This is a genomic window from Streptomyces sp. RLA012 (assembly GCF_056270325.1).
In genome coordinates this window covers 7179956-7193710 of sequence record NZ_JBWDPA010000002.1, presented here as the reverse complement: position 1 = coordinate 7193710, position 13755 = coordinate 7179956, and the positions used below count along the sequence as shown (strand labels likewise).

6 protein-coding genes are annotated in these 13755 nt (G+C 74.3%); all 6 read right to left on the bottom strand.

Going from position 1 to position 13755, the window contains the following annotated elements; all coding sequences use genetic code 11:
* Positions 1-3 precede the first annotated feature (3 nt).
* The 6 genes from RV986_RS33025 to RV986_RS33000 all read right to left on the bottom strand — a co-directional run bounded on the left by RV986_RS33025 (position 4) and on the right by RV986_RS33000 (position 13623).
* Positions 4-939, bottom strand: coding sequence for a mycofactocin-coupled SDR family oxidoreductase (locus RV986_RS33025; protein WP_475920868.1), 936 nt, complete (start codon positions 937-939; stop codon positions 4-6).
* On the bottom strand, positions 936-1649 hold the full coding sequence (locus RV986_RS33020) for a thioesterase II family protein (protein WP_475924523.1): 714 nt from the start codon (positions 1647-1649) through the stop codon (positions 936-938). Before RV986_RS33020 ends, RV986_RS33025 begins: the two co-directional genes overlap by 4 nt.
* 148 nt (positions 1650-1797) lie before the next feature.
* Entirely contained in the window at positions 1798-3090 is a 1293-nt protein-coding gene (locus RV986_RS33015; protein ID WP_475920867.1) for a M18 family aminopeptidase, read from the bottom strand.
* A gap of 6 nt (positions 3091-3096) precedes the next feature.
* Complete coding sequence (locus RV986_RS33010) at positions 3097-9015, bottom strand: MupA/Atu3671 family FMN-dependent luciferase-like monooxygenase (protein ID WP_475920866.1); 5919 nt, start codon at positions 9013-9015, stop codon at positions 3097-3099.
* Positions 9012-12278, bottom strand: coding sequence for a type I polyketide synthase (locus RV986_RS33005; protein WP_475920865.1), 3267 nt, complete (start codon positions 12276-12278; stop codon positions 9012-9014). Before RV986_RS33005 ends, RV986_RS33010 begins: the two co-directional genes overlap by 4 nt.
* On the bottom strand, positions 12232-13623 hold the full coding sequence (locus RV986_RS33000; RefSeq protein WP_475920864.1) for an MFS transporter: 1392 nt from the start codon (positions 13621-13623) through the stop codon (positions 12232-12234). Before RV986_RS33000 ends, RV986_RS33005 begins: the two co-directional genes overlap by 47 nt.
* Between the last annotated feature and the right edge of the window lie 132 nt (positions 13624-13755).

The window sequence follows — 13755 nt, the reverse complement described above, 5'->3', positions numbered from 1 at the left end:
GGGTCAGTGGGCCGAGAAGCCGCCGTCGACCGTGAGGACGGTGCCGGTCACCTGGCGGGACTCGTCCGAGGCGAGCCAGAGGGCGGCGGTGGCGACGTCCTCCGGTTCGACGAGGGTGTTCATGGGCTGGGCGCGGACGAAGGTCTGTTCGTGCTCGGCGACCGGGACGTCCAGGGCGCGGGCGATCTCGGCGAGCATGCGGCCCTCCACGCACGGGTCGTCGCGGACCGAGCCGGGGCAGACGGCGTTCACACGGACCCGGCGGGGCGCGTAGTCCAGGGCGACCGCCTTGGTCAGGCCGATCAGACCGTGTTTGGCGGCGACGTACCCGGCGAAGTGGCGGTAGCCGACCAGACCGGCCGTGGAGGCGATGTTGATGATCGAGCCGCTGCCCCGCGCGGTCATCAGGGCGCCCGCCGCCCGGATCGTGCGCCAGGCCCCGGAGAGGTCCACGTCCAGCATCAGCTGCCACTCGTGCTCCTCGATCTCGTGTGCGACCCGGCCCGAGGGGGCGGCGATCCCGGCGTTGTTGACGAGGACGTCGAGCTGTCCGAAGCGGGCCGTCGTCTCCTTCACCGCCGTCTCCACGGCCGCCAGGTCCCGTACGTCGACCCGGGCCGTGCGCACGCCGGCCCCCGTCTCCCGGCACAGCTCCGCCGTGTGCGCCAACTGGCTCTCGGAGCCCAGCGGGTAGGGCACGCCCGGCAGGTCGGCCGCGATGTCCACGAGCATCAGGTCGGCGCCCTCCCGGGCGAAGGCGACGGCGGTCGCCCGGCCGATACCGCGCGCGGCACCGGTGACGAGGGCGACCTTGCCGGACAGCCGCGGTCGCGGTCGCGGGGGCACGGACCCGGACTGCCCGGACTGCCCCGACTGCCCCGACTGCCCCGACTGCCCCGACTGCCCCGGGGGCGTGTTCTCGGACGGTCCGGGGCTCATACGTTCCGTCCGGCGCGGAGTTCGGCGCCGATCAGGCGGAGCAGCGCGCCCGGGTTCTCCGTCAGGTACATGTGACCGCCGTCCAGTTCCGCCGTGATGAGCCTGCCGGTGGTGGCGCGGGACCACTCGGCGGCCTCGGCCGCGCTCACCAGTTCGTCGTCGCGGCCCCGCAGGGAGAGCACCGGGACGGCGAGCGGGCGCTCGCAGGCGGGCCGGTACGTCTCGTGCATCCGTACGTCGGCCCGCAGCAGCGGAAGCAGCAGCTCACGCATCTCCGGGTGTTCCAGGGCCGGGTGCGCGTAGCCCGCGAAGTCGCGCACCCGGGCCAGGAACTCCGTGTCGGGCAGACCGCTCGCCCGCTCCGCGCGACCGGTCCACGGACCCGGCGCACCGCTGACGACGAGGGCGTCGAGGCGGACGCCGGGCTCGTCCGCCAGCCGGTGCGCCAGTTCGTGGGCGAGCACCGCGCCGAGGCTGTGCCCGAACACCGCCACCCGCGCGCCCTCCGCCAGCTCCCGGGCGACCTGCGCGTATGCCTCGGCGGCCGCCCGTACCGCGTCCGGGCAGGGCTCCTCGACGAACCGCTCCTCACGGCCCGGGAGCTGCACCGGCAGGACCCGCAGGCCTGCCGGTGCCTGGTCCTGCCAGGGCCTGAAGAAGGACGCGCCCGCCCCGGCGAAGGGCAGACAGACGAGGTGGGTCTCTTCCACGGTCTTCACTCCCACTCTCTTCACTCCCACGGTCTTCACTCCCGCGGTCTTCACTCCCGCGGTCTTCACTCCCGCGGTCTTCACTCCCGCGGTCTTCACTCCCACGGGTGAGGTCGGTGGCGCTGCTTCCTCTGTGCTTACTCCGCGCTCACTCCGTCGTGACGAACTCGGTGAGCACCCGGGCCAGCAGCCCGGGGTCGCGTGCCCCGCACAGTTCCCGCGCCGAGTGCATCGACAGCCCCGGTACGCCCACGTCGACGGTGGCGATCCCCAGCCGTGCCGCCGTGATCGGACCGATCGAGGTCCCGCACGGCATGGCGTTGTGGGACACGAACGGCTGCCACGGCACCTCGGCGCGCTCGCAGGCCGCGGAGAAGGTGGCGACTCCGGTGCCGTCGGTGGCGTACCGCTGGTTGGCGTTGGTCTTGACGACGGGCCCGCCGTTCGGGAGGGGGTGGTGACTGGGGTCGTGGCGCTCGGCGTAGTTGGGGTGCACGGCGTGCGACATGTCGGCGGAGACGCAGTAGCCGCCGGCGAGGGCCCGGTTGAAGTCCTCCCCGCTGCCGCCGCGCGCGGCGACGGAGCGGCTCAGCACCCGCTCCAGCAGCGGCCCCTGCGCGCCGGCGTGCGAGCCGCTGCCGACCTCCTCGTGGTCGAAGGCGGCGAGTACGGCGACGTGGGCGGGGGGACGCGCGGCGCCCGCGGCGGCGACCAGCGCGGTGATGCCCGCGTGCACGGAGATCTGGTTGTCCAGGCGCGGCGAGACGAGGAACTCCTCGTCCGCGCCGAGGTAGCCGGGTGGCTGGATGTCGTGCAGCATCAGGTCCCAGCCGAGGATCTCGGAGACGTCGGTGTCGGCCTCGGCGGCGACCCGGCCGAGCAGGGCGCCGGGCCGGGCGGAGCCGAGCCCCCACAGCGGGGTCATGTGCCGCTGCGGGTCGAGCGCCACGCCTTCGTTGACCCCGCGGTCGAGGTGGATGGCGAGCTGGGGCACGCGCAGCAGCGGCCGGTCCACGCAGACGAGCCGGCTGGACCCGTCGCGCATCGTCAGCCGCCCGGAGATGCCGAGGTCGCGGTCGAGCCAGCTGTTGTACGGGACGCCGCCGTAGATCTCCACGGCGATCTGCCGCCAGCCCGCCGAGCCGGTGTCGGGCTCGGGCTTGATGCGCAGGTTCGGGGAGTCGGTGTGGGCTCCGATGATCCGGAACGGCAGGTGGGCCGGGGCATCCTCGGGGACGTACCAGGCGAGCAGCGCTCCGCCGCGGACGACGTACCGGCCGCCCTCGGCACCGGCCGTCCAGTCGTCGGTCTCGCGCAGCTCCTGGAAGCCCGCCTTCTCCAGGCGCTGGGCCGCGTTCGCGACGACGTGGTAGGGCGAGGGACTGGACCGGATGAAGGACAGCAGATCGTCGCTGTGACTGCGGTCATGTGTGGGGGACATGGGCGCTCAGGCCTTTCGGAGGGGCTGGAGAGGGTTGAGGAGCGGGGCGACGGGATCGTCCGGCCGAGTGCACAGTTCGGCGAGGACGGCGAGCCAGTCGTCGAGGAGCCGCCGGGCCGTGGCGGGGTTCCACAGGTCGGCGGAGTACTCAAGGAAGGTGCGGTAGCCCTTGGCCGGGTCGCGGCGCGGGGCGAGACCGAAGGAGAGGTCACCGCGTGACACGGGTGGGGCGAGGTCGTCGACCTCGACATCGAGTCCGGGGATGGGGATCTCGATGTCCGTGTCCAGGGAGTTCTGGAAGGCGATGGTCAGGGGGAAGCGCTCGGGCACCGCGCGGGCGCCGCTGTCGCGCAGCGCCCGTACGATCCGCGCCGTCGGCAGGACGTGCGCCGTCGCCTCCAGGGCTCCGGCGCCGGTGCGCTCCACAAGGGCGCCGCGTGTCTCGTCCGGGTCGGGGGTCACCCGGACGACCACACTGGTCGAGGTGCACGCGACCAGTGACTCGAACGCGCTGCGCTCCCGGTTCGCGTACGGCGTGCCCATCGCGATGTCCGGCACGCCCGACCGCCGGGCGAGCAGCACCCCGAGTGCCGCGACCGCGACCCCGAACGGCGTGGTGTGCCGCGCCGCCGCCAACTCCTCGACGGCTCGCCGGAGTTCGCCGGAGGCGGTGCCGCGCAGGGTGTCGCCGCGCCCGCTCGGCACGGCGGGCCGGGGCCGGTCGCCGGGGATGTCGACCGCGGCCGGGATCCCGTGCAGATACCGGGTCCAGTACGCCGCCCTGAGTGCCGCTTCCCGGGGCTCGGCGTGCTCGCGCTGCCAGCGCGCGTAGTCGGTGCACTGCGCCGCCGGTTCGGGCAGGCCGTGCGGGCGGCCCGCCGCGGCGGCCGTGTAGAGCGCGGCCAGCTCGTCCAGGAGGAGGGAGAGGGACCAGCCGTCGATGCAGATGTGGTGCACGACGAACATCAGCGTCCAGCGGTCGGGCGCGACGCGCAGCAGCCGCAGGACGGGCAGGACGGGGTCGGTCAGCGCGATGGGTGTGGCCGCGGCCTCGCGGCAGGACCGGTCGGCGCGGGCGTCGCGTTCGGACTGCTCCGGCAGCCGGGTGAGGTCCTCGACGGGAAGCGGCGGGGGCGGTATGTCGAGGACTTCCTGCCGCCAGCCGGTCCCGTCGTCCGGGGCGATCCCATGGTCCGGGGCGGTCCCATGGTCCGGGGCGGTCCCATGGTCCGGGGCGATCACGTCGTCCGGGGCGGTCGTGTCCGTGCCCGGTACGAAGCGGCAGCGCAGCCCGTGGTGGCGGCCGAGAAGCTGGGCCACCGCCGTGCGCAGGGCGGCCACGTCCAGGGGACCGGTGAAACGGATCCGGGTCGGGATGTTCCACACCTCGGGGCGGGGCATGCTCAGAACGCCCGCGATCATGCGGGCCTGCTGGTCGCTGACGGGCGCCGTGTCCACGACGGTCACGTCCCGGGGTGGCGCGAGCAGGGCGGCCATCGCCCCCAGCGTGGCGTCGGCGAAGAAGTCCGCCAACGGGTACTCCACGCCGAAGGCGTCCCGGACCCGGTTGACCAACTTGATCGCGGTGATCGAATTGCCGCCGAGCTCGAAGAAGTTGGCGGTGGGGGCGAGGTCGTCGGCGACGCCGAGGGTGTGGCTCCAGAGGGTACGGAGACGGTGGGCCGCATCGGCGTCGGCGTCGGCATCGGAGGGGGCGGGGGCGGACGCCGACTCCGGAGTCGGCGTCGGAGTCGGAGTCGGAGTCAAGTCGCCGACCCTCTCGGCGACGCCCGCCGCCATCCCGGCCAGCACCCCGTCCAAGCGGCCCAGAAACCCCCGTACGGTCGCCTCGTCGAAGAGGTCGGCGTCGTAACGGATGCGCAGGCCGAGGCCCCCGTCGGCGGCCCAGGTGGCCATCAGGGCGAGTTCGAGGGGCGCGGACTCGGTACCGCCGTCGAGGGGTTCGGCGCGCAGGCCCGGCAGGTCGAGGGCCGCCAGGGGCGCGGTGTCCAGGTCGGCGGAGACGGTGACGAGGGGGCGCGGACGGCCCGGGTCGGGGTGACAGGCCGTCACCAGGGCGTCCAGATCGATGTGTTGGTGGGCGTCGGCGGCGAAGAGCGTGTCCCGGGTGGCGCGTACGGCGTCGGTCAGCGTGGTGTCGTCCCCCAGCCGCCCGCGCAGGGGCAGCAGGGAGACATGGAAGCCGACGGTGTCCCGGCTCTCGGGGGTACGGCGGCCGAAGGTGGACCCGATGACGAAGTCGTCCTGCCCGGCGTACTGGCGCAGCACGATCCGCCAGGCGGTGAGCAGCGTCGCGAACAGCGTGACCCCCTGCCGCCCGCTCCACTCCCGCAGCCGCCCCGCCCGCTCCCGGCCGAGCCGGACGCCCACCGCGCCGCCGTGCCCGGCGACGGTACGGGCACGCGGCCGGTCCGTGGGCAGCGCGGGCGCGGCCGGCGCGGCACCGAGGTGCGTGCGCCACCAGACCAGGTCGTCCGCGTTGCCCGCCACCGGCACCGCGTGGAGCGTGCTCCCGGCGGCCCGCTCGAACCGGGGCGCGCGCCCCTCCACCGCCGCCCGGTAGAACTCGCCCAGATCGGCGGCGACCAGTCCGGCGGAGTGGCCGTCGGTGACGAGGTGGTGCATACCGAGGATCAGCACGTGGTCGTCGTCGGCGAGACGCAGCAGCCGGGGCGTGAACAGCGGCCCTTCGGCGAGGTCGTACGCCCGGGTGCTCTCCTCCCGCAGGACGGCGCGGATCACCTCGTCGGCGTGCTCGGCGCCATCGCGGTGCACGGCGCCCGCGGCGCTCCGGTCCCGGGTGTCGTCGACGATCAGGCGCGGACGGTGCCGATCCTCCTGTTGGGACCCCCGTACGGCCTCCCGTACGACCTGGAAGACCCCTTCTCCCTCGGCCCGGAACACCGTCCGCAATCCGTCGTGGCGTCGGACGAGACCGTCGACGGCGGTCCGCAGCGCCTCGACGTCCAGCGGACCGCGCAGCCGTACGCCCTGGATCTCGTTGTACGCGGCCGGGTCGGCGATGAGTCCGGCGGCGAGCCAGAGCCGGCGCTGGGCGGGGGTCGCGGGAGCCCGCCGTACCGGGGTGTCCGTCGGGGGCTCGTGGTAGCGGCGGCGCAGTACGTCCAGCTGTTCCAGGCCCGCTCTCATCTCCTCGGGCGGAAGCCCGAAGTCGACCAGGGCGGCGATCTCGTCGACGCCCGCCGCCCACAGCGCGTCGACGGTGGCCGCGCAGGTGTCCGGGGAGCCGATCAGGGCCCGTTGGTCGCAGTAACGGTCGTAGGCGCGGTCGAAGAGGTGGGCGAGGTCGGCCTCGCTCACGTCGGTCACGTCCTCGGGGCGGCCGGCGAGGGCGGTCGCGGCGGAGCGCATCTGGAGGGAGGAGCGCAGATAGCGGCTCATCGGCTCGCGCGCGGCGGCCCGGGCGGTGGCGTGGTCCACGGCGAGGTGGGTGTGGACCAGGACGGTGACGCGGCCCGCGGCGGGGTCGAGGCCGCTCTCGGCGCGGATCCGGCGGTAGTGACGGATGTTCGCCGCGAGCTGCTCGACCGTCTGGCGCACGAGGTTGGTGACGATCCCGAGGTCGCGGCGGGCCGCCTGCTCGTACGAGGCGCGCCGCCCGGACGTCGCCAGACACATGGGCGGCAGCTCCTGCACGGGCCGGGGATGCACGCGTACGTCGACGGGGTGCCCCTCTCCGGTGCGGCGCGGCACGCTCTCGCCGCGCCACAACCGCCGTACCTCCTCCAGGTGCTGGAAGGCGATCTCGGTGCGGTCGGGGAAACGGTCGGGGTGGAGCGCGAAGTCACTCGCGTGCCAGCCGGTCGCGCAGCCGATGCCGACCCGGCCGCCGGAGAGGTTGTCCGCCACCGCCCACTCCTCGGCGATCCGCACGGGGTCGTGCAGCGGCAGGACCACCGAGCCCGCGTGCAGACGGATGCGGTGGGTCTCGCGGGCCAGCGCGGCGGCGAGGACGGACGGGTTGGGGAAGAGGCCGCCGAAGGAGTGGAAGTGGCGTTCGGGGAGCCAGAGCGTGCTGAAGTCGTGGGTGTCGGCGAAGCGGGCGGTCTCGATCAGCCGTTCGTAGGCCTGCGCGTTGTTCCCGACGTTCCCGACGTTCCCGGTGTTCCCGTTGCTCCCGGTGTTCCCGGCGTCCGGGTAGTCGCCGAAGAAGTAGACGCCGAAGTCGGGGGCGGGCCGCTCGGTGCGGGCCGGGGCGGCCGGGCGGCGGGTGGTCGTCGGGAAGTAGCCGCCCGCGCGCAGCTCTCGGAGCGAGTCCTTCACCGCGTCCGCGATCCGCTCGGTGTCGGTGTCGGTGTGCGCGGTGGAGAGGTAGAAGGAGCGCCACTCCCAGACGTAGATCCCGCGCAGGAGCAGGTGGTGGTAGAGCAGCTCCATGTCGGCGCGGTGGGTGAAGCGGAACATGGACCCGAAGTGGGCTGTCTCCAGGGGGAATTCCTCGGCGCGGAAGAAGTCGTCGAGGTCTGCGGCGAGGGCGTCGGTGCGGGCGTTCAGGGCTTCCTGGAGGGCCGGCCCCGCCTCCTTGAGGTGGGTGAGGACCGCGCGGGCGGCGGCCATCGACAGGGGGTGCTGGATGTACGTACCGCCGAAGAAGGTCGTGTCGCGCGGCGGGCGGCTGTCGTCCCCGTACTGCCAGAAGCCGCCGTCGACACCGTCCATGAGGTCGGCGCGGCCCGCGATCGCGCCGATCCCGTCGACACCGTCCATGAGGTCGGCGCGGCCCGCGATCGCGCCGATGGGGTGGCCGCTGCCGAGGGCCTTGCCGTAGGTGGCGAGGTCGGGGATGACGCCGTAGTGGTGCTGGGCGCCGCGGGGGTGGGGGCGCAGCCCGGTGAGCATCTCGTCGAAGAGGAGGACGATCCCGCGCCGGGCCGTCAGCTCCCGGAGCGCACGCAGGAACGCGGTGGGTCGGAGGGCCGGGTCACGGCACTGGACCGGTTCGACGAGGACCGCGGCGAGGGTGTCGCCGAGTTCGTCGATGACGTCCAGGCTCTCCTGGCTGCCGTATTCGAGGACGAGGAGGTCACGGACGGCGCTCGCGGGGATGCCGCGTGAGACGGGGACGGCGTGGCGGCCGTCGGGGCCCGGGCGGCCGAGGACCGAGTCGATGTGGCCGTGGTAGGAGCCGCGGAACATGACCACGCGGTCGCGTCCGGTGGCGGCGCGGGCGAGGCGTACGGCGGCGGAGTTGGCCTCCGTGCCGGAGTTCGCGAACGCCACCCGCTCCATGCCGGTGAGTTCCGCCAGCAGTTCGGCGGCCACGCCCGTGTCCTCGGAGCGCGGGCCGAGGCGCAGGCCGTCGGCGAGGTGCCGGCGCACGGCCTGCGTCACCGGCTCGGGCTCGTGGCCGAGCAGCAGCGCGCCGAAGCCCATGGTGATGTCGGTGTAGTCGTTCCCGTCCACGTCCGTCAGCCGGGCGCCGTGCGCCGAGCGGGCCGCGATCGGGTACTGCATCTCCTTCGTCGCCCGCCGGAAGCCGACCACCGCCCGGCTGTCCGCCAGCACCCGGCGGTGCCGCTGGGCCAGCTCCTTCGATGTCCGGGTCCGCTCGGTGAAGCGCCGGACCAGGTCGTCGGCGTGGGCCCGCTGGGCCTCGGTCGCACCGGCCCCGGACATACCGGAGTCGGCCGGGAGGATGACGTGGGGGCCGTGGTGGAGGGCCGGGGGCACGGACGCGGGTGGAGCCGGGGGCACGGGGGCGACCGGGGGCGCGGATGCGGGTGGAGCCGGGGGCACAGGGGCGACCGGGGGCGCGGGGACGACCGGGGGCGCGGGGTGGCGGGTCGTCGCCAGCAGTGTGTCGAGCCGTCCGGAGAGGGCGACGGTGCGGGCGACGGCCGCGGCGCTCGCCGCCACCTCGGGCCTGGCGCCCGACGTGGTCATCGGTCGGTCACCTCGCCTCCGCGGTACCCGGTCAGCAGCGCCACGGCTTCGGTGAGCTGGGCGAGCATACGGGTCTGGGTCTCGGCCAGCTGACCTATCTGGCGGGCGAGTTCGGCGACCTCGGCACGGGTGGCGTAGACGGGTTCCTCGTCCGGTGTCGCGTGCACCGGCTCCTCGTCCAGCCCGGCGGGGGCCCGCCCCTGCCTCGCCCGCTCGGCGATCAGCCGCGCGGCGAGCCGTGGCGTGCCCGCCTCCTCCAGGATCTCCCGCATCCCGATCTCCACCCCGAACTCGGACTCCAACTGCCGGAGCATCCCTATCAGTTGTAAGGAGTCCGCGCCGAGTCCGACGAACGTCTGCTCGGCCGAGATCGCCTCCGGCGAGTAGCCGAGGTGACGCGCGCTGAGCTTCAGCACCCGCTCCAGTACGGACTGTTCGGTCATGCCATCCTCCATGCTGCGGCCGTGGTCGCCGCGATCGTCGCGGTCGTCGGGCAAGGGCGTGGGCGGCGGTCCGGTCCAGTGGGAACGGTGCTGGAAGGGGTACGGCGGCAGCGGGATCCGGCGGCCGCCGCAGCCGTCGAGCAGGGCCGCCCAGTCGAGGGGGTGGCCCGCGCAGTGCAGCCGGGCGACCGCCGCCCAGAGGGTGCCCAGGCCGCGGTCGGCGCGACGCTGGGTGGGTACGGCGGCGGCGTCCGGCCGGGCCCGGCGGACCAGGCCCGTGAGGGGTGCGTCGGGGCCCACCTCCACGAAGACCGACCGCTCGCCCGACCGCTCGCCCGATCGCTCGCCCGACCCCTCGCCCGGCCCCTCGCCCGACCCCTCGGGCGAGCGGTCCAGCGTGCGCAGTACGGCGGGGAAGTCCACCGGCCGCCGGGTCTGCCGTACGAGGTAGTCGGCGTCCGGCAGCCAGCCCGCCGGATGCCGGACACCGTCCGGGCCGCTCACGAACTCGACCCGGGTGGGCCGCAGTCGAACCTGTGCGCAGGCGTCCCTGAAGTCCTCCAGAACCGGATCGAGCAGGGCGGTGTGGAAGGCGCGGTCCACCGGCAGGGGGTGCGCGGGCGTACCGCGTTCCGCGAGCCGGGCGCGCGCGGCGGTCACCGCGCCGGGCGGCCCGCCCACGACGTACTGCGCGGGCCCGTTGAGGACGGCGAGTTCGAGCCCGTCGACCTCGGCGACCAGCCCGCGTACGACGTCCTCGGCGGCGAACACCACGAGCATGCCCCCGGCCGCCGTGCCGTCCCGCATCAGCCGCCCCCGTCTGCAGAGCAGCCGCAGCCCGTCCTCGGGCGTCAGTGCTCCGGCCGCGCACAGGGCCGCGTACTCCCCGACGCTGTGCCCGGCCACGGCGGCCGGCTCGACGCCGAAGCGCCGCCACAGCCGTGTCTGCGCGATCTGCAGGGCGAAGAGCGCGGGCTGCGCGAAGGCGGTGTCCCATTCCTCCGCCCCGGCCCGCGCCCCGGCCCGCGCCCCGCCTCGCGCAGGGCGGCCCAGCAGCCGGTCGAGGAACCCCTCCTCCCCCGTCTCGTCCCGGTGGATCCCCGCGCACTCCGCCAAGGTGCGGGCCACCACGGGGAACCGCTCGGCGAGCGCCGCGCCCATCCCGTCGTATCCGCTGCCCTGACCGGTGAAGAGGAACACCGGGCCCGCTCCCGCCCGCTCCCCCGCGGCACCGTGCGCGTACGCCCCCGGCGCGCCCCGCACGAAGGCGTCCAGCGCGGCCGCCGTGTCAGCGGCACCCGCCGCACCGGCCCCGGCGGTGACCACCAGCCGGTGCTCATGGTGCCGTCGCCCCAGCGCTGTGGTGAGGAGCAGGTCGGCGGGGTCGGTCCCGGGGTGCTCGGCGAGGTGGTCGCGGAAGGCCCGTGCCGAGGCGAGGAGCGCCTCGGGGGTGTGGCCGGAGAGCGGCAGCAGGGCGGGCGCGGGCGTGCGCTCCGGCGGTCGGGGGGCCGGTGCCGGCGCCTCCTCCAGGACGACGTGGGCGTTCGTCCCGCCCATGCCGATGGAGTGCACCCCGGCCCGCCTCGGGCGGCCTTCCTCGGTGGGCCAGGGCAGCGCGCGGGTGGGCAGGACGAAGGGGCTCCCGGTCACGTCCAGCGCCGGGTTGGGCCGGGCGTGGTGCACCAGCGGCGGTATCTCCCCGTGCCGCAGCACCAGCACCGCCTTGATCAGCCCCGCCAGCCCGGCCGCGCTGTCCAGGTGGCCGATGGCCGGTTTCGTGGAGCCGAGCGCGCAGAAGCCGGCCCGGTCGGTGTGCAGCCGGAACGCCTCGGTGAGGGCGGCGAACTCGATCGGGTCGCCCTTGAGCGTGCCGGTGCCGTGCGCCTCCAGGTAGCCGATGGAGTCGGCGGGCACCCCTGCCGTACGCAGGGCGCCGAGCACGGCGTCCCGCTGGCCGGTGCGGCCGGGCGCGGCGAACCCGCTGCGGTCCGCGCCGTCGTTGGTGACGGCGGATCCGGCGATGACCGCGTACACGGTGTCGCCGTCGGCGAGCGCCCGCTCCAGCGGCTTGAGGACGACGGCGGCGACGCCGTTGCCGCCGACGGTGCCGTCCGCGTCCGCGTCGAAGGCGCGCACGGTTCCGGAGCGGGAGATCGTCGAGCCCCGTACGTGCCGGTGCCCGGTGACCTGGGGCAGGTGCAGCGCGGCCGAGGCGACGACCATGAGGTCCGCGTCGCCGAAGTGCAGGGCCTGGCAAGCGAGATGGACACAGACCAGCGAGGACGAGCACGCCGTCGCGACGTTGAGGGCCGGTCCCGTCAGCCCGAGCCGGAACGCGGCCCGGGGCGCCGCGAAATCGGGGTAGGTGCCGACCTGGGCCTGCTTCAGCCGCTGCCAGTCCCCCGAACCCACCTCCTCCTCCAGGTTGTTGGCGAGGTAGCTGTGCAGCGAGTACAGCCGGTACCCGGTGCTCCCGCACACCCCGATCCGCACACCGGCCCGCGGCTGTGCGTATCCGGCGTCCTCCAGGGCGTGGTGGGCGCACTCCAGGAAGAGCCGCTGCTGCGGATCGGTGACGGCGGCCTCGCGGGCGCTCATCCCGAAGAAGGCCGCGTCGAAGCCGTCGACGCCCGGCAGCGGGGCGCTCGCGGCCACGAAGTCGGGCGCGCCGTACTCCTCGGGGGCGATTCCGGCCGCCGCCAGCTCGGCGTCGGTGAACCGCCGTACGTGCGTCACACCGGCCCGGATGTCCCGCCAGTACCCGGCGGGGGTGTCAGCTCCCGGAAACCTCAGCGCCATTCCGACGACTGCCGTACGCACCGCTCGTCCCCTCCTTGCCGGTGCCGTGGACCGCGTACAACCGAAGCAGGTAGATCCCCGCGACAACGATCGCGAGGCCGTGCGACCAGGCCACGACGGTGAACGCCGAGAACGATTCGAGGGCCGCCGACACACCGATCATGCCAAGCCCGAAGCCGAGATTCTCGACGGTCGCCGTGAGTCCGAAGGCGTGTCCCCGCAGGGTCTCCGGCAGGGTCTGCAGATGCGAGGTGTACGACACCTCGGTGAGCCCGTCCGCGGCGCCCGCGACCAGGGCGATCAACACGGTCGCCAGCAGCGGGAACCCGGCGAAGCCGAGGATGAACGCGGACGACATCACGATCGTGCCGATGCCGAAGCCGAGCGCCCCGACGGCCCGTCCGGTGCGCTTGGCCCAGCGCTGGATGACCTGCTGCGCGAGCACGTTGCCCAGCGCCCAGAACAGCCAGAAGCGGCTGACGAACGCGGCCGGGTCGTCGGGGTCGAGCGCGCTGGAGTAGACGGGCAGCGCCGCGTTGTGCGAGGAGGAACCGCAGGCGTCGACCGTACGCAGCCAGACCATCAGCCCGAGCGCCGGCACCGCGGCCAGCGCGGCCGCGGCGGCCAACACGCCCTGCTTCTCCGACGATTCACCCGAGCCCGAGCCCGAGACCGAGACCGCGACAGGGACCGGATCCGGGGTCGAACCCGAATCCGTACTCGAACCCGACGCCGCACCGGGGGCCGACGCCGTACCCGGAGTCGAGGCCGCACCCGGGCCCTCGGCCGAAGCCGGCGGCTCCCGTTCCCCGTCCGGCAGCCACGCCACCGCCCCCGCGCACACCACGAAACTCGCCGCGTCCACCAGGAACGCGGCGGTGAAGCCGAGCCAGGGCACCACCACGCCGGACGAGGCGAACCCGGCGACCATGGCCAGTGAACGCCCGCCCACCATCAGCGAGTTGGCCCAGCCGCGCCGGTCCGCGCCGACGAGGTCGGGGATGGAGCTGCGCAGCGCCACCATGAACACGGTGCTGCACGCCCCCACGACCGCGGACACCACGAACAGCACCCCGGTCCGTACCCCTCCCTCCGGCGCCACCACCAGCAGGAACATGACAATCGCCTGGGCGACATTGGCCCACAGCATGACCGGCTTGGCCCCGAACCGGGCCTGGACCCGCCCCGCGACCGTCCCGGCCAGGAACCCGGCGCCGAGCCGCACCGCCATGAACAGTCCGACGGCGAGGGCACTGTGCGTGGTGGCGTAGACGAACAGGTTGAGCGCCACCAGGTTGAGGAAGGTGCCGTACGAGGAGACGGAATAGCCGGCGACCAGGACGCGATAGCGCCCCACCGCTGTCACCGGTGCCGCGCCACGAGCCGTCCCGGGTCGGCCGGTCGTCCGCACGCGCCGCGCGGCGGTGCGGCACCGGCGATGTCCACGACCCGGATGAGGTGACGCATGTTCCCTCTTTTCTCGACGCGGGTGTCCGGG

What these genes read in the sequence shown, in the direction of transcription:
- RV986_RS33010 (WP_475920866.1), bottom strand. Translation starts at nt 9,015, where the DNA reads ATGACCACGTCGGGCGCCAGGCCCGAGGTGGCGGCGAGCGCCGCGGCC.
- RV986_RS33025 (WP_475920868.1), bottom strand. Translation starts at nt 939, where the DNA reads ATGAGCCCCGGACCGTCCGAGAACACGCCCCCGGGGCAGTCGGGGCAG.
- RV986_RS33015 (WP_475920867.1), bottom strand. Translation starts at nt 3,090, where the DNA reads ATGTCCCCCACACATGACCGCAGTCACAGCGACGATCTGCTGTCCTTC.